At 69.5% G+C, this 22,348-nt stretch carries 21 protein-coding genes; 6 read left to right on the top strand and 15 right to left on the bottom strand.

From position 1 onward, the window contains the following. Positions 1-4: 4 nt before the first annotated feature. From RBL05_RS01195 to RBL05_RS01160, 8 genes are all read right to left on the bottom strand, one after another. On the bottom strand, positions 5-826 hold the full coding sequence (locus tag RBL05_RS01195; RefSeq protein WP_308740892.1) for a carbohydrate ABC transporter permease: 822 nt from the start codon (positions 824-826) through the stop codon (positions 5-7). 4 nt (positions 827-830) lie between these two features. Then, entirely contained in the window at positions 831-1,778 is a 948-nt protein-coding gene (locus RBL05_RS01190) for a carbohydrate ABC transporter permease (protein WP_308740893.1), read from the bottom strand. Positions 1,779-1,848: 70 nt separating this feature from the next. Continuing rightward, complete coding sequence (locus tag RBL05_RS01185) at positions 1,849-3,120, bottom strand: ABC transporter substrate-binding protein (RefSeq protein WP_308740894.1); 1,272 nt, start codon at positions 3,118-3,120, stop codon at positions 1,849-1,851. Positions 3,121-3,163: 43 nt separating this feature from the next. Further along, positions 3,164-4,078, bottom strand: coding sequence for a dihydrodipicolinate synthase family protein (locus RBL05_RS01180; RefSeq protein ID WP_308740895.1), 915 nt, complete (start codon positions 4,076-4,078; stop codon positions 3,164-3,166). Between the two features lies 1 nt (position 4,079). Then, positions 4,080-4,784: a FadR/GntR family transcriptional regulator gene (locus RBL05_RS01175; RefSeq protein ID WP_318603973.1), complete on the bottom strand. Its 705-nt coding sequence runs from the start codon at positions 4,782-4,784 to the stop codon at positions 4,080-4,082. Positions 4,785-5,080: 296 nt separating this feature from the next. Beyond that, the gene (locus tag RBL05_RS01170; RefSeq protein WP_318603972.1) at positions 5,081-7,192 is read right to left on the bottom strand and encodes a DEAD/DEAH box helicase; all 2,112 of its coding nucleotides are present in this window, start codon (positions 7,190-7,192) and stop codon (positions 5,081-5,083) included. A gap of 1 nt (position 7,193) precedes the next feature. Beyond that, positions 7,194-7,583, bottom strand: a complete 390-nt coding sequence (locus RBL05_RS01165; RefSeq protein ID WP_308740899.1) for a hypothetical protein — start codon at positions 7,581-7,583, stop codon at positions 7,194-7,196. Further along, on the bottom strand, positions 7,580-8,515 hold the full coding sequence (locus RBL05_RS01160; RefSeq protein WP_308740900.1) for a hypothetical protein: 936 nt from the start codon (positions 8,513-8,515) through the stop codon (positions 7,580-7,582). The genes RBL05_RS01165 and RBL05_RS01160 overlap by 4 nt, the downstream gene beginning before the upstream one ends. Before the next feature lie 98 nt (positions 8,516-8,613). On the opposite strand from RBL05_RS01160, the gene RBL05_RS01155 reads away from it, so the two are divergent. The 5 genes from RBL05_RS01155 (at position 8,614) to RBL05_RS01135 (ending at position 13,183) form a co-directional block, all read left to right on the top strand. Next, positions 8,614-9,776, top strand: a protein-coding gene (locus tag RBL05_RS01155) for an IS3 family transposase (RefSeq protein WP_318603971.1) whose coding sequence is annotated in 2 segments (ribosomal slippage) — positions 8,614-8,898 and positions 8,901-9,776 — 1,161 coding nt in all. Because the reading frame shifts where the segments join, the coding sequence is not laid out codon by codon here. Positions 9,777-9,931: 155 nt separating this feature from the next. Further along, on the top strand, positions 9,932-10,417 hold the full coding sequence (locus tag RBL05_RS01150) for a hypothetical protein (RefSeq protein ID WP_308740901.1): 486 nt from the start codon (positions 9,932-9,934) through the stop codon (positions 10,415-10,417). A 104-nt stretch (positions 10,418-10,521) separates the two neighbouring features. Continuing rightward, positions 10,522-10,815 carry a hypothetical protein gene (locus RBL05_RS01145; protein ID WP_308740902.1) on the top strand — a complete coding sequence of 98 codons (294 nt, stop codon included), beginning with the start codon at positions 10,522-10,524 and terminating at the stop codon, positions 10,813-10,815. 234 nt (positions 10,816-11,049) lie between these two features. Beyond that, positions 11,050-12,300 carry an IS256 family transposase gene (locus tag RBL05_RS01140; RefSeq protein WP_318603968.1) on the top strand — a complete coding sequence of 417 codons (1,251 nt, stop codon included), beginning with the start codon at positions 11,050-11,052 and terminating at the stop codon, positions 12,298-12,300. 433 nt (positions 12,301-12,733) lie between these two features. Then, positions 12,734-13,183 carry a hypothetical protein gene (locus RBL05_RS01135; protein WP_308740903.1) on the top strand — a complete coding sequence of 150 codons (450 nt, stop codon included), beginning with the start codon at positions 12,734-12,736 and terminating at the stop codon, positions 13,181-13,183. Between the two features lie 123 nt (positions 13,184-13,306). Here the strand turns inward: RBL05_RS01135 and RBL05_RS01130 are convergent, their stop codons facing one another. From RBL05_RS01130 to dusB, 7 genes are all read right to left on the bottom strand, one after another. Beyond that, complete coding sequence (locus RBL05_RS01130; RefSeq protein ID WP_308740904.1) at positions 13,307-13,639, bottom strand: hypothetical protein; 333 nt, start codon at positions 13,637-13,639, stop codon at positions 13,307-13,309. A 218-nt stretch (positions 13,640-13,857) separates the two neighbouring features. Beyond that, positions 13,858-14,175, bottom strand: a complete 318-nt coding sequence (locus tag RBL05_RS01125) for a DUF1731 domain-containing protein (protein WP_318603967.1) — start codon at positions 14,173-14,175, stop codon at positions 13,858-13,860. Further along, entirely contained in the window at positions 14,151-15,248 is a 1,098-nt protein-coding gene (locus RBL05_RS01120) for an NAD-dependent epimerase/dehydratase family protein (protein WP_318603965.1), read from the bottom strand. The genes RBL05_RS01125 and RBL05_RS01120 overlap by 25 nt, the downstream gene beginning before the upstream one ends. 238 nt (positions 15,249-15,486) lie before the next feature. Beyond that, the gene (locus RBL05_RS01115; protein ID WP_308740906.1) at positions 15,487-16,158 is read right to left on the bottom strand and encodes a MarR family winged helix-turn-helix transcriptional regulator; all 672 of its coding nucleotides are present in this window, start codon (positions 16,156-16,158) and stop codon (positions 15,487-15,489) included. A gap of 221 nt (positions 16,159-16,379) precedes the next feature. Then, complete coding sequence (gene dnaG / locus RBL05_RS01110; protein WP_308740907.1) at positions 16,380-18,356, bottom strand: DNA primase; 1,977 nt, start codon at positions 18,354-18,356, stop codon at positions 16,380-16,382. Between the two features lie 4 nt (positions 18,357-18,360). After that, positions 18,361-19,692 (bottom strand): deoxyguanosinetriphosphate triphosphohydrolase, encoded by a 1,332-nt coding sequence (locus RBL05_RS01105; RefSeq protein WP_318603964.1) that lies wholly within the window; start codon positions 19,690-19,692, stop codon positions 18,361-18,363. Between the two features lie 3 nt (positions 19,693-19,695). Continuing rightward, positions 19,696-20,925, bottom strand: coding sequence for a tRNA dihydrouridine synthase DusB (dusB, locus tag RBL05_RS01100; protein ID WP_308740908.1), 1,230 nt, complete (start codon positions 20,923-20,925; stop codon positions 19,696-19,698). A gap of 257 nt (positions 20,926-21,182) precedes the next feature. On the opposite strand from dusB, the gene RBL05_RS01095 reads away from it, so the two are divergent. Continuing rightward, entirely contained in the window at positions 21,183-22,223 is a 1,041-nt protein-coding gene (locus RBL05_RS01095) for an LLM class flavin-dependent oxidoreductase (RefSeq protein ID WP_308740909.1), read from the top strand. The last annotated feature ends 125 nt before the right edge of the window (positions 22,224-22,348 follow it).

Raw genomic sequence — 22,348 nt, 5'->3', positions numbered from 1 at the left:
ACCCCTAATCCTTCAGCCCGCCATCGGTGAGGCCGGCGACGACGTGCTTCTGGAGGGCGATGAAGATGACGATGATCGGGATGGCGATGATCGTCGACACCGCCATGAGGTTCGTCCACTGAGTCCCGAAGCTTGCGATGAATCGGTTGAGCACGACAGTGATCGGCTGCTTGTCGTCGCTCGTGGCGAGGGTGAGCCCGAAGACGAATTCACCCCATGTCATAACGAAGGTCAGGGTTGCCACCATGACGAGACCGGGACGGACCAAGGGAAGTCCCACGCGTCGGAACGCTCCGAAGGCCGTGCATCCGTCGAGGCGAGCTGCTTCGAGGAGGTCTCCGGGGATCGCTGCCATGTAGGGGCGGAGGAGAACTACGGCAAACGGGAGGGTGACGGAGACGTTGGCGATGATCAGGCCGGCGTACGTGTCGACGAGGCCGTACTGGCTGAAGATCGCGAACAAGGGAAGCGCAAGGCTGATGGTCGGCAGCATCTGTGCGGCGAGGAGGAGGAACAGCACTGCGCCGGTCACTCGGAACTTGTACTTCGCCAGCCCGTACGCCGCCGGTGCCCCGATCACGAGAGTGAGCAGCAGCGTGGGCAACGTGATGATGAGGCTGGAGCGGAGCCCCTGCCAGACCGCCGGGTCCGAGGCGACAGTGTCGGCGTATGCCTGGAACGAGAGCGGGGACGGGAAGATGTCCGGGGGTGAGTTGAAGATGTCCGAGGGCAGCTTCAGTGACGTCGCGACCATCCAATAGACAGGGATCAAGTATGCGATCACCAGGAGTGTTGCACCGCCGGTGAGAAGTGTTTTCTTCTGCATGGAATCAGCCCTCGTTCCGGGTTGAGCGGAAGTAGAAGATCGCGAGCACCATGGGGATGATCAGCAGGAGGGTGTTCACGGTCGCTCCGGTGCCGAGGTCGAAGTTCACGAACGCTTCGTTGTACGCCAGGATCGGCAACACCGTGGTGGCATCTCCGGGGCCTCCGCGGGTCATGATGAAGATCGTGTCGAAGGTCTTGAACGTGTAGATGAAGCCAAGCAGCGCGACGACGGACAGCACTGGGCGGAGAAGCGGCACCGTGATGCGCCAGAAAGTCGCTGAACGGCCCGCACCGTCCAGCTGCGCCGCTTCGTAGGTGGCAGTGGGGATGTTCTGCAGCCCAGCAATGATCAGGAGCATCGCGAACGGCACCATCGTCCATGCGGTCGCGAGGATCACGGCGGGGAGGGCCATGGTTGGGTTGCCCAGCCAGAACACAGGCTCCTCGATGATGCGCAGGGACATCAGGATGTAGTTGACCAGTCCACTTGTCCCATCGAGCATCCATCGCCACACATTGGCAGCGACAACTGAGGGCAGGATGTAGGGGAGGAAGAGCAGCGAGCGGAGGAGCTTGTTGCCGGGGAACGTCTTGTTGAAGAGCACTGCGAGTGCGGTGCCGATGACCAACATGAGAACGATGGTCGCGGCGGTGTAGATCAACGAAGTGGCAAGGCTGGACCACATCGCAGGGTCAGCCAGGACATCTCCGTACTGCTGGAGCCCGACCCATTCAACGGTTCCTCCGAGGAACTTCTGAATCGGTGCGTCGTAGAAGCCGAGGTTCACGTTGTAGAGCAACGGGTAGACCGTGGTGGCCATGACGAAGAGGACGGCGGGGAGGATGAACAGATACTTCCCCAGCTGCGGCTTCCGGCGCGATGCGCGAGCGCGGCGCGCTTCGTCCTGTTCGTTGCGCGCCGTGGGGAGCGGTGCGTCGGTGAGTGTCATCAAGGACATCCTGTGAGGTCAGGGAGGGCCGCTGCACATTGAGCATCGAGTGCAGCGGCCCTCGTGGGTGTCAGGCGCCGAGTGCGTCGTCCGTTGCCTTCTGCAGCTCCGTGAGAGCAGCATCGACGCTGGTGGAACCGCTGAGCACGGACTGCATCGCCAACTGTGCGGCGGTGAAGATCTCGGCAGAAGCAGGCGCTACCTCCTCATCGGGCGCCCACGCGACCTCGAGCTGGTCCACGAAGACCTTCTTGATCGGCTCCTGCCACTGCTCGTCTTCCGCGGTGTCGGTCCGCACCGGGAGCTTGTTGCGGTCGGGAAGGTACTCGTTCATCACCTCGGGCTGCTGCATCCAGGTCAGCAGTTCCCAGGCCGCGTCGGGGTTGCTCGCAGAACTGGTGATCGTGAGGTTCTCTGCGGAGAGCCAGGAGACGTTGATGGCGTCGGCAGGCATAGGAAGCACCTCGAACTTGAGGTCGGGTGCCTCCTCGGCCAGCGAGGTCAGGTAGGAGGCGGAGTTGATCATCATGGCCGCCGCTTCGGAGCGGAACTGGGTGTAGGTGTCGTCCTCATTCCAGGTCAGCACTCCTTCCGAGATCCCGCCATCCTGGAGCAGACGCTGGAAGGACTCCATCGCGGTGGTGCCGGCTTCGCTCGCGAACTCGGTGACGTCGCCCCCGGCGGCGAGGAACCGCAGCAGCCATGCTGTGGCTCCCTCGACTCCGTTGATGCCGCAGAAGGCCAGGCCGAAGGTGCCATCTCCCGATGCGGCGATGGCAGCCTCCTCGGTCTCTGCCCAGGTCGTGGGTGCTTTGGCCCCCGCTGCCTCCAGCGCAGCGGTGTTTGTCCACAGGGCGTAGGTGTCGGCGACGTGCGGGAGACCGAAGGTGGCGCCTTCGACCTGGGTCGTTGCCCAGGGGCCGGCGAAGTACGAGTCCTGCTGTCCCCACTCGGTGACGCGATCGCTGAGATCCAGGAGCATGCCGGAGTCGGCGAACAGTGCGGTGTCGAAGGCGTTCACCAATGCGATGTCGGGCAGTCCGTCGCCGGTGGCGGCCTGCAGCAGGGTGCGGTTGAAGTCGCCGAAGGGGATGTAGCGGATGTCGACCTCGACGCCGGTCTCTTCGGTGTACCGCTTCACGAGGGCCTCGATCGGAGCAGTGGCAGCGCCGCCGTAATAGTGCCAGAACGTGATGGCGCCATCCCCACCGCCATCGCTGCTTGCGGAGTCATCGCTTGCGGGTGTTCCGCCCGGGGTGCAGGCGGCGAGTGCGGCGGCGCTGAGTCCGAGGCCTCCGATGAGGGCGCACCGTCGGGTGAAATTGGAGCGCGGGTTGGTCATGACAACTCCTTCGTGGTCACAGGAAATGCAGGGGGGAGAGAGGTCAGGCAGTGAGGTTGAGGTTGGCGATGGCGGAGAGCAGCTGGCTACGGCTGGAGGCATCGAGGTCGCGCTGGGGGCGTCGGCTGGGCCCCATCTCCACGCCGCGCGAGGCGAGGATCGCGCGCAATGAGGGCATGACTCCGAACGCCACCAGTATCCGGACAAGGTCCTCGACCTGGTGCTGGAGGCGCAGCGCTTCCGGGTGGTCACCGTTCCGGAACGCGGTCAGGAGGTCCTTGTACAGCAGTGGGAACGCGTTGAAGGTGCTCCCGATCGCGCCACAGGCACCCACGGAGAGGCCGGCGTAGAGGACTTCGTCGTGCCCGTTCCAGACGCGAAGGCTCCCCTCGCGAAGCCGCGTGAAGGCCGACATCTCGAAGATGTCGCCGGAGGTATTCTTGAGCCCGTAAAGGTTGGGCTCTTCCGCCAGCTCCGCGAGCAGATCCTGGGGGAGGCCGACGCCGGAGCGGGCCGGGAAGTTGTATGCGATGAACGGCGCCGGGGATGCGCGGACGATGTCCAGGAAGTAGGAGCGCGTCTCGGCGGCAGTGAGGGGGATCGACGGCAGGATCGAGGAGACTGCGTCCGCCCCGGCTTCGACCGACCGCTCTGCGAGGTCGAGAGTCATGTCGGTGGAGTTGGTGCCGACGTGCGCAATGATCGGAACCTCCCCCTCCGTGGCTTCCGCGACGGCTTGGACGCAGTGCACGCGGGAGTCGGCATCGAGCATGACGCCGTCGCCTGTGGACCCGCAGACGTACAGGCCGTCGATGCCCTGCTCGATCAGTGACTGCGTGTGTGCCTGCAGAACGTCGGTGGCGATCGAGCCATCTGGGCGGTAGGGCGTCAGGAGTGCGCAGACGATGCCGTCGGCGCGCTCAAGTGTCGAAGTGTGTGTCGTCGCGGTAGTGGGCATGTCACTGTTCCTCAGCGTTGTGGGTGCGGATGTCCACCAGCTCATCGGTGCGCTGCTGGATGTCGATGAAGTGGTCATCGAGTGCGGCGATCGGATCGTGCGTTTCGGGGTCGCGGAGCGCTCGAACGATGGCTGCGTGACGGTCGGCGAGATCGTCGTAGCGCAGGGCTGGCAGTTGGTCGCGCATCTTGTCCATCAGCTGCCAGAAGGCTTCGAGGGTCCCGTCGATGACCCGGTTGTGAAGATCGACGTACAGGGAGCGATGGAACTCGCGGTCTTCCTCTGGGAAGGCGATACCGCGGGTCTCCTTCTCTCGCATCGTGTCGACGATCTCGTCGAGGCGTGCGAGGCGTTCCTCGCTGATTCGGTCTGCTACCTCACGGATAAGCCCTCGCTCTAGAGCGGCGCGCGCGACGAGGAGCTCGTCCAGCTCGGCGCCGGACTCGATCAGTTGGTACGGCAGTCGGGAGATGACGGGGGCGACGGAGAAGGAGCGCAGGAAGAGTCCTCGTCCTTGCTGTGCCTCGAGTACGCCTTGGGACTGCAGCGCACGGGTGGCTTCGCGCAGTGTTGCCCTGCTGACGGCGAGCCGCTCTGCGAGCTCCCCCTCGGAGGGCAAGGCGTCATCTGGTTTCAGCTCGAGCTGTTGGATCAGGTCGAGAAGTTCGGACTGCAGTGTCTCGAACCGACGTGTGGGTTGCGCCATACCGACGAGGTTATCAGATATCTGACAGGTTGAGATAGTGGCTCCGCCACCGAAGGGAGACGTCGTTGCCGATGGGCTTGCGCGGGCGTTGCAACGGTCAGGGTGGCAACAGGCCGCGTGCCCGTCTGTTCACGCGGCACCGGTCAATGCGCGAAAGCTCCCGGGACTGCTTCGGCAGCGTCGGTCGTGGCCCCTGATCGCAGAGAGAACCCGTTCTGCACAGCTCAAGGGGAAATGGCGGAGCTGACCTGACCACGTTTGGGTCCGGCGGCTACAGACCGCGGTGGACCCAGCCCTCATGCCGCGGCGCCGTCAACCCGCCGTGCCTTGCGCCATAGGGGTGCGGCGAGCTCCCACATCACGTCTCCGATAGCGAGCGAGGAAATGTCCTGCTCCCCCACCGCGACGTGGTGGCCGGTGCCGCCGACGAGCTCGTCGAGGACGTCTATGTTGGCGCGCTGCACCTTCTGGATGGTGTGGTCGAGGGTGCCGGGGGCGACCATGGTCGTGACCATGACAGGGCGGGTCTGGCCGATGCGGTGCTGGCGGTCCACGGCTTGGGAGACGAGGTCGGGCAGCCATTCGGTCTCGACGAACAGGGCGTCGGAGCCGCGAGTGAGGGTGATGGCGACGCCGGCGGCGACGATGTTCGCGAGGATCACGGCGATCTTCCCGGCCTGGTAGTCGGAAGTGATGCGGTCGCGCTGCGTAAGCGAGATGCTGCCGTTGATCACCGCGTGGGGGACGGCGAGCTCGTCGAGGTGCTGGTGGAGGCGGTCCATGACGGTCTGGTGGATGCCCCAGACGATCAGGGGCCGGTCGAACACTGTCGTGTCGCCGTCGTCGTGGCGGGTGGCGGTGACCCAGTCGGCGATGTGCTCGGCGGCGGCGGGGATCTTCGCGAGGCCGGCGGCGCGGCGCAGCATCGTCACGCAGCCCATCTGCTCTGCGCACCAGGCACGCACTTCCTTCTCCGACGGAGGGTGGCCGAGCTCCCGGGTCCGCTCACGCAGGTAGGCGGCGATCTTCGCGCGGACGTCGCGGGTCGCTGCACGGTACTCGGTGGTGGGTACGTCGACGATCATCGTCGAGAACTGCTTCTCCGGCAGCTCCGGGAGGACCTGCTCCTTGGTGCGGCGCACCCACACCTGGTCGCGCAGGATCTGGGCGAGCTCGGGCAGACGCTTCTTGTTCGGGACGATCTTCTGAATGGTCTGCTGGCCGACGGTGATCTCGTAGGAGCGGGTGTACCGGGCCATGAACGCGGTGCGGGACCCGAAGACGGGTTCCAATTGTCCGGTGATGGCGAGGAGGGAGGGCAGGTCGGCGGGGTTGGACATGATCGGGGTGCCGGTGAGGACCATGCGATCCGTGACGGTGGCGGCGAGTTCGCGCATGGCCTTCGAGCGTCGGGAGTGCCAGTTCTTGGCGCGGTGTCCTTCGTCGTAGATCAGCACGTCCGCGCCCCAGTCCTTCAGGTCGTCGAGGAGGGGGCGCCGGGTGGGGGCGGCGAGCAGCGAGTCGGTGACGATGACGATGCCCGTGTCCGATAGGTCGGGGATGGTGCGGCCGGGCCGGATGAGCATGATCGGGGCGTCGTCGAGGTGGGCGGGGACGTGGAGGCGTTGGAGCTCGGTAGCCCAATTGGTCTGTGCGACGGGTGGGCAGCTGATGATCCAGCGTCGGGCGCCGAGGAGTGTGGCGGCGAGGATGGCTTGCAGGGACTTGCCGAGGCCGGGAACGTCGGCGAGGAGCAGGCGGCCGGCGGTGACGCAGAGCCCGCCGATGCGCTGGTAGGGGTAGGGGGTCATGCCGAACCAGTCGGGGACGTCGCCAACAGCATCGGTGAGCAGGTCGATCTCGCGCTTGCGTCCCTCGGTCCCTGCCGCAGTGGAGAGAACCCGGAGGGCGTCCTCGAGGGTGGCCGGCTCCCCCAGCATCTCCGACGGCGGAATCTGGTGGCCTGTTCGCGGTGCGCTCCCTTCCCCTGCGTCGCGCAGCGAGGGTGACAGGAGGTGTTCGGGCCAGTCGGCGACGGCTGCGGCGGGTGCGGTGTACGCCCCGGTTGCGGGGTCGAACACCGCGTCGTCGCCGAGCTCGAAGCTGATGTCGGCGTGGTCGGCGAAGCGGGGGAACACGCGCACGCTCCCGTCGCCGGGGTCGATGACCAGCGGGTGCCGCAGGGAGTTGAGGGGCTCGGGGAACTCGAACGCGTTGACGGCGATCCCCGCGCCTGCGAGGTCCTCGAGCGTCCTCATCGTCGGCGCCGAGACGGTGCACTTCCCGGTGGAGTCGTCGACCTCGACCCCGGCGATGGCCCTCAGGCGCTCGGTCGCCTCTCCTCCGTCGGGGACGGTGAGTTCGAGGCGGGGGCGTTCCCGGTCGCCGACGAGTGCTGCGAAGGGCACGTCAGTCCGCGGAAGGCTCGATGGAGCGGAGCCGGTGTCGGTGCCAGGCGCGGGCCAGGACGATCCCGTACCCGCCGACCAGCAGAATGACGCCGTACAGCGGCACGGCGATGAAGAACCCGATCCACACCAGCACGTACTCGGCCCAGTGCGTCCGCTCCCGGCGCGAGACGCCCATGATCACGGCGCCAGGCAGGATCGCCAGGGCCAGGACGAGGAGCGTGCTGCCGATCGCCTCGGTCACGACCGCGATGAGCAGCAGCCACAGGGAGGCGGCACTGAAACCGACAGCGAACGGGAGCAGGTGTCGACTCGCTGTCCCCGCGATGGCCCGGGCGCGCGATGCAGTGTCGTCGGGGGCGGTCGGGGTCGGTGTGGTGGGGCGGCTCATGTCGGGAACCTCCAGCGGGTCGGGGTAAAGAAGGCGGGATCCGCCACAGGCAACGGCTCGATGAACAAGGCGATCAGCCCCGACAACAGGTCTAGGTCGCCGACGCCGGCCTGGTGCGCCGCCCCCCGCAGCAGGGCAGGGAACGCGTCAAGCGACGCTTCCCGCCGGGAACACTCCGAAAGCGTCAGCGGGTGGCGGACACGATCGAAGTCGGTGAAGACGTCGACACGGCTGTCCAGGAACGCCTCGAACACGGCACCGACCGCATCGGCCGCCGGCACAGGGACGCCGTCACGGGCACGGACCCGGATATGCTCCAGCTCCCCGGAGCGCGCGGTCGGCCGGGGCAGAGGCTGCAGCGCGGCGCTGGCCAGCACCTTCGGGATGTCGCGGTGACGCGTGGAAAGGGCGAGCATCGCCGCCGCGTCATCCCAGCTCCAGCCCGCCCACAGCACACCGACCGCCTCCCCCACCGTTCCGCAGCCGGTGCCCTGGTCTCCGCGAAGCGTCCGGCGCAGCAGATCGGGGCGATGCTCGAGAACGTCACGCAACTCGTCCCCCTGCCCCGGCGTGAGCAGCCACGGGCACAGTGGAGGCAGCCCCAGGAGCTCGTGGAGTGCGGAAGCATGCACGATCCGGAGGGTGGCGCTCGTTGCCGGCAGTCCGCGCGTCGCCTGCTCGATCAGCGGGACGGCGGCAGCGAGGGCGTCGTCCTCTGCGCTGGTGACCGCAGCCTGTTCGAGCACGAGCGGGACTGCCAGTTCACGAGACTCCACCGCCATCTCGCGCAGGATCCGCGTCGTCCGCATGGCGCCGACGACCTTGCCGACCCAGCCCGCCGCCGACGTCAAGCCGTCCGCGAACCGTGCCAGGTCCAGATGCCCGTCACGCTCGTCGTCGCCGAGCGCGTAACAGACCAGCATCGCGATCACGGCCGAGCAGACCTCGTCGCTCCCCCACAGGGACTGCCGCACGGATAGGTGACATCTGATCTGGCTTGCCTGATGGGCGGCCTGGAAGGATGTGCATCATGCCCGCTCCCTATCCCCGAGAGTTCCGCGAGGACGTCGTGCGTGTGGCCCGGTCCCGCGAGGACGGCGTCACTCTCGCGCAGATCGCGAAGGACTTCGGTGTCCACGAGATGACGCTCCATAAGTGGATCCGCCAAGCCGACATCGACGACGGCAACCGGCCCGGTGCGTCCCGGGAGGAGTCGACCGAACTGCGTGATGCTCGGAAGAAGATCCGGCTGCTGGAGCAGGAGAACGAGGTCCTCCGCCGCGCTGCTGCCTACCTGTCCCAGGCGAACCTGCCGGGAAAAGGTTCTACCCGCTCGTGAGCGAGCTCGCCTCCGACGGGATCCCCGTCGCGGTGTCCCTGCGGGTCCTGAAGCTCTCCCGCCAACCCTACTACCGCTGGCGGAAACAGCAGGTCACCGGAGCTGAGCTGGTCGAGGCCTACCGGGCGAACGCGCTGCTGGATGCCCACCGCGATGATCCCGAGTACGGGTACCGGTTCCTCGCCGGCGAAGCGGAAGCCGCCGGCCAGCGGATGAGCGAGCGAACCGCGTGGCGGATCTGCCGCGACAACCAGTGGTGGTCGGTGTTCGGGAAGAAGCGCGGCAAGAACGGCAAACGTCCGGGCCCGCCCGTGCACGATGACCTGGTCCAGCGGGACTTCACCGCCGACGACGTCAACGAGCTGTGGCTGACTGACATCACGGAGCATTGGACCGACGAGGGCAAGCTCTACCTCTGCGCGATCAAGGACGTGTTCTCCGGACGGATCGTCGGCTACTCGATCAGCGACCGGACGAAGGCTCGGCTCGCGGTGAACGCACTGGACAACGCGATATCCAGGCGTCGCGACGCTGCCGGTTGCATCGTGCACTCGGACCGAGGATCTCAGTTCAGGTCACGGAAGTTCGTGCACGCTCTGAACCGTCATCACCTCATCGGATCGATGGGGAAAGTCGGTGCCGCCGGGGACAACGCCGCGATGGAGTCGTTCTTCGCACTGCTCCAGAAGAACGTCCTGGACCGGAAGAGGTGGCGGACCAGAGAGGAGCTCCGCATCGCGATCATCACCTGGATCGAGCGCACTTACCATCGCCGTCGCCGGCAGGCCCGCCTGGGCCGATTGACCCCCATCGAGTACGAGACCATCATGAACCCGGTCGCCTTCGCGGCCTGACACCCCAACTGTCACCTATCGGCGCACCAGTCCCCGAGGCCCGCGCCGCCGCCCGCGCCACGCTGCGCGCCGCGATCCCCCAGCGACCCACCGGCCCCGCCCCCCGCGACACCGTCCTGGCGACCCTCCCCGCGACCACCGCGGACCAGGTCGCCGTGCAGGCCCGTGAGGGGGAGAAGATCGACGCCCTGCTCGCCCGCGGCACCCACCTGTCCCAGCTGATCGCCCAGGCCGACCAGCGCCGCCTGGGCGCGATCCTGGACTGGATGGAGACCAGCGACCAGGTGCAGGATTCCCCCGACCCGCAGGCGGCGCGGGCCGAGCTGCGAGGCAACGTGCTAGACCGCCTCGCCCAGCTCGGGCACGACGGCGCACAGCAGGCCCTCGCCGAGGTCGGCGATCGCGACCTCACCACCGCATGGATCGACGTGATGGAGGCGACCGCCGACGGGCGACAGGTCGAGTACGGCCCCCGCGCCGTGATTTACCAGGCCGACCAGGCCGCCTACGCGGGCACCCTCGGTATGCAGCTCCCCCAGGCGGACCAGCAGGCCCTCGCCGACGCTGACCGCCTCACCGCGGCCGACGTGGCAACCGAGCAGGCGGCCCAGCACGCGAGCCGTATGGGAGCGGCCCAGTGACCGGCCGATCCGCGGCACGGGTCGAGCGTGCACGCCGGGACGCTGCGATCCTGGAATCTCCGGCCCAGGGCCGCACGCACCGGCAGGCCGCCGAGGAGCACGGCGTGTCCAAGGCGACCGTGACCCGGGCCCTCGCCAATATGCAGGACACCCTGCCCGAGCAGTCCCTGTCCCGTGACCTGATGATGGCGCGGTTCGCCACCTACCGGGCGCACCTGTGGCCCCTGCTCGCACAGGACCCCGTGCGGACGGTGCCGCGCCTGCTGGAGGTTGACCAGCTGGAGGCCCGCACCCGCGGCCTGTTCGACCAGCAGCGGGACGACGGAACCACCGAGGCCAAGGGGCTGCTGTTCCAGCTGACGACCAGTCTCCGCGCCCAGCACGGAGAGGCGTCATGATCGCGCAGCAGCATCCCCCGGTCGAGCACTGGAGGCGGGTCCTCGCCGTGCTGGAGTCGACCTACGCGGACGCCGTCGACGGCCGGTCAACGCTCGCCCCTCACGAGGTGGCACGAGTTAAGTCCCCGATAGTGGTGTAGCGCGGTGGCCCTGTGATCGTCCCGGACAAGGACGCGGCCACCGTGTGATCCTTCGAGTGAACCTCTCACAGCACTCTCGAACGGAGTCATCACGATGACCGCTCCTCACATTGTCGACCCTTCCGGCCTGCTCGGTGAAGCCCTGGCCGAAGCGTCCCCGGATCTGATGCGCAGCTTGCTTCAGGACGTGATCAACACCCTGCTCTCCGCGGACGCGGACGCTGTTGCCGGCGCGGAGTACGGCCGGCCCAGCGCTGGTCGTTCTGCGCAGCGCAACGGCTACCGCCATCGCGACCTCGACACCCGCGTCGGCACGATCGACGTCGCGGTTCCCAAGCTCCGCACTGGCACCTACTTCCCCGAGTGGCTGCTCGAGCGGCGCAAGCGCGCCGAGTCAGCTCTGATCACGGTCGTCGCGGACTGCTATCTCGCCGGTGTCTCCACGCGTCGCATGGACAAGCTCGTGAAGACCCTGGGCATCAACAGCCTTTCGAAGTCGCAGGTCAGCAGGATGGCGGAGTCGTTGGACGAGCACGTCGAGCAGTTCCGCCACCGTCCCCTGGACGAGGCCGGGCCGTTCACGTTCGTCTCCGCCGATGCGCTGACGATGAAGGTCCGTGAGGGTGGGCGCGTGATCAACGCCGTCGTCCTGCTCGCGACCGGCGTCAACGGCGACGGGCACCGCGAAGTGCTCGGCATGCGGGTCGCGACCAGCGAGACCGGAGCTGCGTGGAACGGCTTCTTCGCGGACCTCGTCGCCCGCGGCCTCGCCGGGGTGCGCCTGGTGACCTCCGATGCGCATGCGGGACTGGTGGAGGCGATCGCCGCGCATCTTCCCGGGCGGCCTGGCAAGCGGTGCCGCACCCACTACGCGGCGAACCTCATGGCCGTGACGCCGAAGAGCATGTGGCCGGCGGTGAAGGCGATGCTGCACAGCGTCTATGACCAGCCCGACGCAGCAGCGGTCAACGCCCAGTTCGACCGGCTCCTGGACTACGTGAGCGAGAAGCTCCCGGCCGTGGCCGAGCACCTCGATGCCGCCCGCGCAGACCTTCTCGCGTTCACGGCGTTCCCGAAGGATGCGTGGGTGCAGATCTGGTCGAACAATCCCACCGAACGGCTGAACAAGGAGATCCGTCGCCGCACCGATTCCGTCGGCATCTTCCCCACCCGCGAGGCGATCGTCCGCCTCGTCGGCGCGGTCCTGGCCGAGCAGACCGACGAGTGGGCCGAAGGACGCCGCTACCTCGGACTGGACGTCCTGGCCCGCTGCCGCCTCAGCCTCGTCCCCGACACCAGCACCGAGGAGGTCACCACAAGCTCCCTGCCCACCCTGACCGCCTGACCCCTCAGCGAAGGATCGCTACACCACTTCCAGGGACTTGACCGTGGCACGCCTGGAGGGGATGATCGCCGCGTACCAGCGGATCATCCGCGACGCGACGCCCTGACGGGCACAGGACGGCCCCCGATCCCCTCACCGGGACCGGGGGCCGCTCCATGCCTGCACGCCCGGCGGTGGCAATAACAGTCCTGTGCCAGTGCTCCGAAGTGCAACGGTGGTGCCGCGCATAACCATAGTCTCGGTCTAATATCGACGCACCACCGAGCGGCGTTTGGGCAAGCGGCCGCGACGAAGGGAGCCCCATGTTCGGACTATTCAAGAAGCGAACAGCGAAGCATCCTCGGCTGGTAGCGATTCAGTACCGTCACCTTGACGAAGAACCTCGCAAGGACGGCATGCCATACGTGTACACCTGGAACTCAAGGAGGAACCGGTGATCGGCGGGCGCGTGTTCGTACGTGGCGGGAACGGAGAGAGCGCCCCTGCCGTTGTCGTCGATCTCGAAGCATCCCGTCCTGAGAACTATTCATGGGATGAGCTTGCGCCGGTCTTGCGCTACGCAACTGCCGAAGAGCTGGAGGTGGCGCGGAACAAAGCAAGGCGTCGGGCCGAGAAAGAGCTCAGGGACGAACAGGCGTGGCTCAACATGGCGCGCCGTGCCGCAGGATTACCCACACCGGGGCGTGCCCGGAAAGCACTCCCGGAGGGCTATAGGAACCTGCCGCCGGTTGATGGGGAGGCGACCCCGGAGAAGGCCCATCGAAATGGTAACCGCTGGTGGCGCGCACTCAAGGCAGCCGAGAGGCACGGTCGCCCTGCTGAGGAAGTCGAAGCGTACGCCGCTATCGCGCGCAGCTGGTACAAGAAGCGCGACGCAGGGTAAAGCGGCAGCGCGGACAAATCGCGTCCGACATTCACCAGTGCTAGAGCGGCCCCCGATCCCAGTGAAGGGATCCGGGGCCGCTCCCTGCCTGTCGACCCGTTCACGGTCCGCACAGCGCCGTCATCATCCGGTGTCATGGGCGGTCGGGTCCGACGGGTCCGCCGAGCCGTCATCCCCGCCGAGCACGGCTAGCAGCTCACCGAGGTGATCCCTTAGCGCGGCAGAACCGGACGGGGTGAGCGGGTACTCGCCGACGTGGATCACCGCCCCGCCGTCGACCCCACCACCCTGGACGGCTTGCACGTCGGGGACGAGCGCGAGCCGTTCGGCGGTGTCGAAGTACCGGCGCGGCGTAGCTGGCAGCGCCTCACCGTCGGCATGGACACTGGTGGTGAGCATCCGGGCGCGCAGCTGGCGCATGAGCTGGTCGGCGGCGTCGTCGTGCATGTCGGGCATGTCGGGTCCTCTCCCATGGACGGCACTGTGCCCCGTGGGGCACTATTTGGGGCACCGTCCGTTACATCGATCTGCGATCTGTTGCGGCCCCCGAAGCGCGACCTGGGTGCACGTATACACTGGTCATGCCGGCTATCGGGGCGGATCGCTGGTCAATGCGAAGGAGTGCGAAGTGCGCCGATTGCAACCGTCGGTCGCGGGTTCAAGCCCCGCCTGGGCTACCCCTCCCCCTCCGTCGGCATCCGGCGCAGCAGGTGGCGCAGCGCGTGCTCGAGCTCGGGGTGAGCAGGCTCGAAGCCGCTCCTGCGCAGCCGGCCGTCCGAGACGTCCTGGTCGGTGCGGATCAGCTCGTCGGCCCCGGCGCGGCCGAGCACGAGCGCCGGTCCGGCGGCGGGGACGGGCAGCAGAGCGGGCCGGTGCAGCACCCGCCCGAGGGTGCTCGCGAACTCCCCGGCGGTGACCGTTCCCGGCGCAACCGCGTTCAGCGGCCCGTCCGCCGTGCTCGAGAGGATCACGTGGGCGTAGGCCCGGACCATGTCGTCCAGCGAGATCCAGGAGACGGCCGCGTCCCGCGCGGTGAGCCGACCGCCCACGCCCGCGAGGAACAGCGGCAGCTGCGGCAGCAGCGATCCGCCGCCGTCGCTGAGCACCAGGCCCGTGCGGAGCAGCGCCACCCGCAGTCCTGCCTCGCGCGCCGGGGTCGTCGCGTCCTCCCAGTCGCGCACCACCTCGGCGAGGAACCCCTCCCCGGGCCGGAGTCCTCGACCAGCTTCTCCCCCGGCCGGCGCGGCCCGTAGTACCCGATGGCGGAGGCCTGCACGAGGGCCGTCGGCCCGTCGGCCATACCGGCGAGGGTGCGGGCGAGGAGCGCGGTCCCCGCGAGGCGGGAGGCGCGGATCTCCGCCCGTGCCGAGGCGGTCCATCGCGTCGCGATCGAGCGGCCCCCGAGGTTGACCACGACGTCCACGCCCTCGAGGTCGGCGGGGTCGAGCCGCCCTCCCTGTGGGTCCCAGGAGATCTCACCCGGCGCCGTCGCGGCGCGCCGCACCAGCGGCCGGACGGTGTGACCGCCGGTGCGGAGCAGCGCCGCCAGCTGGCTGCCGATGAGCCCCGAGGACCCGGCGATCGCCACGGTGAGCGGGCGCCGGCCCGCCCGCGCCGCGTGGAAGGCGAGGTCCTCGCGCAGCTGGCGGGCACGGAAGTCGAGCACGCCCCTCACCAGCTCCCCGACACGGGGCTCCCATCGCTCGAGGTGCCGCGGCAGCTCGACCTCGAGGCGGTCGTGCACCGCGGCGCCGGAGCCGCTCTGCTCGACAGCGTGCTCGTGCCGCCAGGTGCGCCAGGGGCCGCGCACCTGCTGATCGGCGAAGTCGAAGGGCGCCGTCGCATCGGCGTGGCGCAGCAGCCAGCGGGGGCGCAGCGGCTGCGGGAGCAACGATGGGCCGAGGCGCACGCCGACGAGACGGCCCTGCCCGGTGCCGCCCTCGGCGGCGTCCTCGGCCGTGGCGAGACCCGGCGGGGTGAGCCGGGTGAGTGCTCCGGGCCTCTCCAGCCAGGCGTTCACCTCGTCCCGGGGATGCTCGAGGTGGTAGCGGGTCTCGATCCTCACGGCGACTCCTCGATTCCGGCGCGGGCGGTGGGCCACCCGATCACATCGGCTCCCCTCACGCTACATCGCCGAGCTATGGACGCGTGGAGCAATGCCGCGGCACGGTGCACGCTCGGCGGGACGCCACGCCGGGCAGCGCCCCTGGGACGCCGCGGCCGCACCGTGCCCCGGGTGCAGGAGGAGGCGCGGTGACACGCGCCCGACAGGGTTGTCCGAGGCCTCGCCGTCACCCGCGGGGTCATCGTCTGCGCGGGGCTGGGGCCGGAGATGATCGCTCGACCGAGGGGAGCGGCGCGTCGGAGGTGCTCTCGGCATCGAGCACCGCCGCGATGCGGCGGAGGAAGGCGGCGACCTCACCGCGTACCTCCTCGGGCACCTGCTCCGCCGCCTCCTGCATCCGCGCGTGCAGACCGTCCAGGCGCTCCCGGACCTGCGTGTGCCCGTGGTCAGTCGCGACGACGACGCTCGAGCGGCGATCATCCGGGTTCGGGACCCGCTGCAGATGCCCCGAAGCGGTGAGACGGTCCAGCAGCTTCGAGCTGGAGGCGCCGGAGATCCTGAGCAGCCGCGCCAGGCCCAGAGGGGTCAGCGGCTCCTCGTGCCGCTCGTGCGCGATGACATGGCGCAGCGCGTCCAGGTCGGTCATGTTCATGTCCATCCCGGCGCTCGTCCGACGGCGCATGTCGCCGTGTGCGGCCTCGTAGGTGCGCAGCGCCGCGAGCAGGTCGATCGCGGAGTCGTGCTCGGGGTACCAGTAGCCGTCGGGATGCTCGCCCCACGCCACTTCCCCGGGCTTCTGCGTCCACTCGCCCGACGCGTCGGCGTCGGGCGCATCATCCGCTGCGCCGTCCGCGACCGGATGCGCGGTCCCCTCGCGTCGCGACTCCTGCGCGCCGCCACCTTGGTCCATCCCAGGATCGTAGCGTCCTGTCGGCGTCGGAGGTCCGCGCGGTCCGGACGCCCTGCCGAGAGCCCTCCCGCCTCGCCGCGGCGCGCAGGGCCGGCACGCGCTGGCGCTCCGCCGCCGATCTGCTGACCGCCGGCCCCGACGACGCGACGGACCGCGAGCGCCGCGAGGCGGCGCGCGAGCGCGGACCCCCGGCCCGGACTAGCCCGCCTCGAGCGGTGCCGTCAGTCCGACGGTGCCCGCAGCGACCGACGCTTGATCTGCACCTCGGTCAGACGCGCCATGATCTGCTGGTAGCGCTCGGCGTCGGAGGGATCGGTGCGCTGGAGACGCTGCTTGAGCACGGAGTACTCGCGCGTGATCGACAGCTCGCTCAGCCGGTCCAGGAGCGAGACGCCGAGCCGTTCCAGCGCCTCCTCGCTGCGGGCCGGCAGGTCGAGGTTCGCGATCTCCACGATGAGCGGCCGCACCGTCTCGCCGGCGATCTCGAGGACCTGCTCCAGATAGCGCGCGGCGGGCAGCTGCCCGCCCACGGCGTCCAGGAGGGTTCCCGCGGCGAGCATCACGTCCCACACCCCCTGCAGGGCAGGGACGTGGAAGGAGTCGTCCGGCAGGGCGGCCACACGCTCCGCGTCCAGCAGGTGCGGGGCCTGCAGCATCACGGCCAGCGACTGCGTCTCGACCTGGCCCACCGGGTCGCGGGGGCTGACCACGTCGGCCAGGCGCGGGATCGGCAGGACGCCGCCGTCGTCCTCGATCGCCGGGGCACCGGGCCGCTCCCCCGCCCGCTCGGGCGGCACCTCGCGGGCGCGGTGCCCGCCGCCGCCCTCGGTGCGGGCGGCGTCGTGCACGGCGCGCAGCACGGTCCGCTCCTCCATGCCCAGCCATCCGGCGAGCCGGCGCGCGTACTCGGGCCGCATCGCACGGTCCCGGATCCTCGCCACGACCGGCGCGGCCATCCGCAGCGCGGTGACCTGGCCCTCGACGGTGTCGAGGTCGACCTGGGAGATGGCGGTGCGGATCGCGAACTCGAACAGCGGCCGGCGGGTCTCGATCAGCTCCCGCACCGCCTCGTCGCCGCGCTGGATCCTGAGGTCGCAGGGGTCCAGGCCGTTCGGCTCGACGGCGACATAGGTCTGGGCGACGAAGCGCTGGTCCTCCTCGAAGGCGCGCAGCGCGGCCTTCTGCCCGGCGGCGTCGCCGTCGAAGGTGAAGACGACCTCTCCGGCCAGGCCCTTTCCTTCGGTGTTCAGCCGCAGCCCGGCCGACGGGTTCGAGTCACCCATCACGCGGCGGACGATCTTCACGTGCTCGGCGCCGAAGGCCGTGCCGCAGGAGGCAACGGCGGTGGTGACTCCGGCCAGGTGCGCGGCCATCACGTCGGTGTATCCCTCGACGACCACCACGCGATGCTGGGAGGCGATCTCCTTCCGGGCGAGGTCGAGGCCGTAGAGCACGGAGGACTTGTGGTAGATCGCGGTCTCGGGGGTGTTGAGGTACTTGGGGCCCTGGTCGGACTCGAGCAGGCGCCGCGCCCCGAAGCCGATGGTCTTGCCGGTGATGTCGCGGATCGGCCACACGAGCCGCCCGCGGAAGCGGTCGTACACGCCGCGCTGGCCCTGGGAGACGAGCCCGCTGGCGGTGAGCTCCTCCTCGGTGAAGCCCCGTCCGCGCAGCACCGAGGTCAGCGAGTCCCAGCCCTCGGGCGCGAAGCCCACACCGAAGTGCTCGGCGGCGGCCTGGTCGAAGCCGCGCTCGGTGAGGAAGCGCCGCCCGATCTCGCCGATCGGGGCGGAGAGCTGCTCGCGGTAGAACTCCTCCGCGATCGAGTGGGCGTCCAGGAGGCGGCGCCGGGTCCCGAAGTCGGGACGGTCACCGCCCTTGCCGTCGCCCTCCTCGTAGTGCAGCTGGACGCCGTAGCGACCGGCGAGCATCTCGACCGCTTCGACGAAGCTGAGGTGGTTGATCTTCTGGACGAACGAGATCACGTCCCCGCCCTCGCCGCAGCCGAAGCAGTGCCAGTGGCCGAGCTGGGGGCGGATGTTGAACGAGGGCGTCTTCTCGTCGTGGAAGGGGCACAGCCCCTTCATCGAGCCGATCCCGGCGGTGCGCAGCGTGACGTGCTCGGAGACGACCTCGTCCAGGCGGGAGCGCTCGCGCACGAGGTCGACGTCGGCGCGGCGGATCAGTCCCTGTGCCACCCGCTCAGAGCTCCGATCCGAGGCCGGGCAGGGGCATGTCCGCGGCGGTCACGTGCGTGAGGGCGCGGTCGTAGAGCACCTCGTGCAGGCGCCTCGCGGTGACGTCGGTGTAGGAGGCGATCTGGTCGACGATCACGCGCCGCCGGGCGTCGTCGTCCTCGGCCTGCTGCCACAGCTCCGCGAAGAGGGGGCTGAGGTGCTGGGTGCCGGTGTGCCACAGCCGGGAGTAGAGGTCGCGGATGATCTCCTCCTGCGCCTCGTAGACGGGCTGCTGGGAGGCGGAGGACATCACGTACGCGGCGGCCAGGCCCTTCAGCACCGCGATCTCGACGTGGGTCTCCTCCGGCACGATCACGTCGCCGCTGTAGCGGGACAGGGGCGCGGGCCCGTGCTCGACGCGGGTTGCAGTGATCGCAGAGCGGGTGAAGCGGCCGATGAGCTGGCTGGCCATGTCCTTCAGCGCCGCAGCCGAGCGCATCGACCCGTCGAAAGCGGACATCCAGGAGGGCTCGGCCTCGAGGCGGGTCAGCGCCGCGTCCAGCGCGTCGAGGCTCTCGTGGGGCATGTACCAGTCCCGGACGACGTACAGCGCGGCGGAGCGCTCCATCGGGTCGCGCAGGCGGCCGAGGTCGAGGGTGCGTCCGGTGATCGCGTCCTCGATGTCGTGGACGGAATAGGCGATGTCGTCGGCGAGGTCCATGACCTGCGCCTCGAAGCACTTCCGGCCCTCCACGGCGCCTTCGCGCGCCCAGGAGTAGACGTCGTGGTCGTCGGCGTAGGTGCCGAACTTCGGGGAATCCGGGTCCGGGCCCTCGCCGCGCGACCAGGGGTACTTGATCGCGGCGTCGACGCAGGCGCGGGTGAGGTTCAGCCCGTGGGGGCGCTCGGGTCCGATCACCTTGGGCTCGAGGCGGGTGAGCAGGCGCAGGGTCTGGGCGTTGCCCTCGAAGCCGCCGAAGTCCTTCGCGAGGTCGTCGAGGACCTTCTCGCCGTTGTGGCCGAAGGGCGGGTGGCCGAGGTCGTGGGAGAGGCAGGCGGCGTCGACCACATCGGGGTCGCAGCCGAGCTCGGCGCCGATATCGCGCCCCACCTGCGCGACCTCGAGGGAGTGGGTGAGGCGGGTGCGGACGAAGTCGTTCGCGCCCGCGCCGAGCACCTGGGTCTTCGCACCGAGGCGGCGCAGCGCGGAGGAGTGCAGCACCCGGGCCCGGTCCCGCTGGAAGGGCGTGCGGGCCTGGGACTTCGGCGGCTCGGGCACCCAGCGCTCAAGGTCGTGGGCGGTGTAGCCGACGGGCGGGACGGCCGCGGCGGGGCCGGGAGGGGCGGTGGTCGTCATGGCTCAGCCGCCCGAGATGTCGAGCTCGGCCTCGTGGAGGCGCGCCCGGTGCTCGTCGGACAGCTCGCGGGTGTCCATCCAGCCGGCGGGGACGGTGGCGTTGCGGGGGTGGCCGGTGCGGCCGCGCGGCCCCTCGACGTCGGCGCCCGGGTAGGGAGCGTCGAGGTCGAGCTCGGAGAGCTTCTCGTCCAGGTCCGCGAGGGATTCCATGGTCGCGAGGCGGCGACGCATGTCGCCGCCGACGGGATAGCCCTTGAAGTACCAGGCCACGTGCTTGCGCAGGTCCTTCACGCCCCGGTCTTCGCTCTCGTAGAACTCGGTGAGCAGCTCGGCGTGGCGGCGCAGGATCCGCGCGACGTCGCCGAGGCCGGGGCGGACCCGTGAGGTGCTACCGGAGAAGCCGGCGGCGAGGTCGGCGAAGAGCCAGGGCCGTCCCTGGCAGCCTCGGCCGACGACGACGCCGTCGGCGCCCGTCTCGTCCATCATCCGCAGCGCGTCCTCCGCGGACCACACGTCGCCGTTGCCGAGCACGGGGATGTCGGTGACGGTCTGCTTGAGGTCCGCGATGGAGGTCCAGTCCGCGGTGCCGGAGTACTGCTCCTTCACGGTGCGGCCGTGGAGGGTGATCCCGGCCGCGCCGACCTCCTGGGCGATCAGACCCGCGTCGCGGTAGGTGAGGTGGTCGTCGTCCACGCCCTTGCGGGTCTTCAGCGTCACCGGCACGTCGCCGGCGGCCTCGACCGCGGCGCGCAGGATGCGGGTGAACAGCTCATCCTTCCAGGGCAGCACGCCGCCGCCGCCGCGACGGGTCACCTTGGGGACGGGGCAGCCGAAGTTCAGGTCGATGTGGTCGGCGCCGTCGCGCTCGAGGATCATCTCCACCGAGCGGGCGACGACCGCGGGGTCCACGCCGTACAGCTGGACGGAACGAGGCCGCTCCCGATCGGCCATGCGCAGCAGGCGCCAGGACTCGCGGTGGTCCTCGATCAGCGCGCGCGTGGTCACCATCTCGGTGGGGAACAGACCGCCGTCGTCCTGGCTGTGCAGGGCGCCGAACTCGCGGCACAGCACGCGGAAGGCCATGTTGGTGACCCCGGCCATGGGCGCGAGCATCACCGGGGTGTCCACGGTGAGCCTCCCGATCGTGAGGGGTCGCCGACGAGCCCCCGTGCCGGGACCGGGGGTGCTGGCCTGGGCGGGGGCTCCGTGCGGGGCATCGTGGAGAAGCGTCATCGTCCTGGGATTCTCCCACCACCGGGCCGTCCATGGGAGGAGGAGGGGTGGTGATGTGCATCCAGCCGAGTTCTGGCTCCGCGTCGACGGCTGTGGAGGAACGGTCGCTGCGCGCGGTGCGGAGGATCCGTCGACGGCGCGTCGGGCGGAAGGCAGGAAGTCCCCACCGGCGTCGCGGTCGCTTGGGAGAATGGGCCATCGGCGCATCCCCTTCCTCTCCCTCGCGCCGTGAAGGCATCGCTCGAAGGAGGCGTGAGATGACCGCATCAGCATCCGGCACCCGGGAGGCTCCCCGGATCGGCTTCGTCGGTCAGGTGGACCACGGTGCCCTGGAGGACGGCCGCGCGCTGTTCCTCGAGGCCGAGGAACTGGGCTACGACGTCGGCTATGTGCGCGTGCGGCATCTGCAGGACGCCCTGTCCTCCCCGCTGCTGTTCCTCTCCGCGCTCGGCCAGCACACCTCTCGCATCCAGCTGGGCACCGCGGTGATCCCGCTGCGCTTCGAGAACGCGGGCCGCCTCGCCGAGGACCTCGCCACCGCCGATCTGCTCACCGGCGGTCGCCTGCGCCCCGGGCTCGGCTCCGGCTACTCCGCGCACGACGCGATCTACACCCGCGCCTTCGCGGCCCTGCACGGGGACCGCACCGACCACGTCGACCGGGTGCTGCACGATCTGCTGGAGCTCATGGACGGGGAGATCGTCGCCGGCGCCGACCAGCACATCGAGGGCGTCGATCCCGGCACGCCGCTGCGGATCCAGCCCCAGGCCCCGGGTCTGCGCGAGCGTCTCGCCTACGGCGCGGCGAGTCCGCAGCGCGCCGCGATGGCGGGCCACGCCGGTCTCGGCCTGCAGCTGGCGACCATGGCCCCGGACGACGGCTCCGGCCGGTCCTTCGAGCTGCTCCAGCTCGAGGCGCTGGAGGCCTACCGGGAGGCGTCCCGCGAGGCGGGGCACGGCGAGGGGCACGTGATGGTCTCCCGCCAGATGATCCCGGTGGAGTCCGAGGCGGACCTGGAGCGCTACGTCACCCTCATCCCGCGTGAGAGGACCGCCGGGCCCGGCGTCAGCGACGAGCACCAGTCCCAGGAGATCGGCGGGAACGCCGCGGTGTTCTCCCGCATCGTCATCGGCGATCCCGGCGTGGTCGCGCAGGCCCTCGTCGCCGACGCGGTCGTCCAGGCGGCCGACGAGATCTCGCTCGTGCTCCCCTTCGGGGCGCCCGCCGCGGACCAGCGCGCGATGCTCGGCACCTTCGCCCGGCACGTCGTCCCGCACCTGCTCACCGCGATCGTCTGAGGAGCGCGGGGAGTCCGCGCCGAGGACGTCGCAGGAGAATCCTGCGACGAGGACGGGATCTGTCCTCGGCCTCCGATAGCCCTTCGCCATGAGGGGCTGCGGGACGATGGGGTCGGAGGTGTCGA

Source organism: Brachybacterium sp. GU-2 (assembly GCF_030866705.2).
Classification (GTDB): domain Bacteria; phylum Actinomycetota; class Actinomycetes; order Actinomycetales; family Dermabacteraceae; genus Brachybacterium; species Brachybacterium conglomeratum.
The sequence above is the reverse complement of the archived record's forward strand: the minus strand, read 5'-3'. Positions and strand labels throughout refer to the sequence as shown.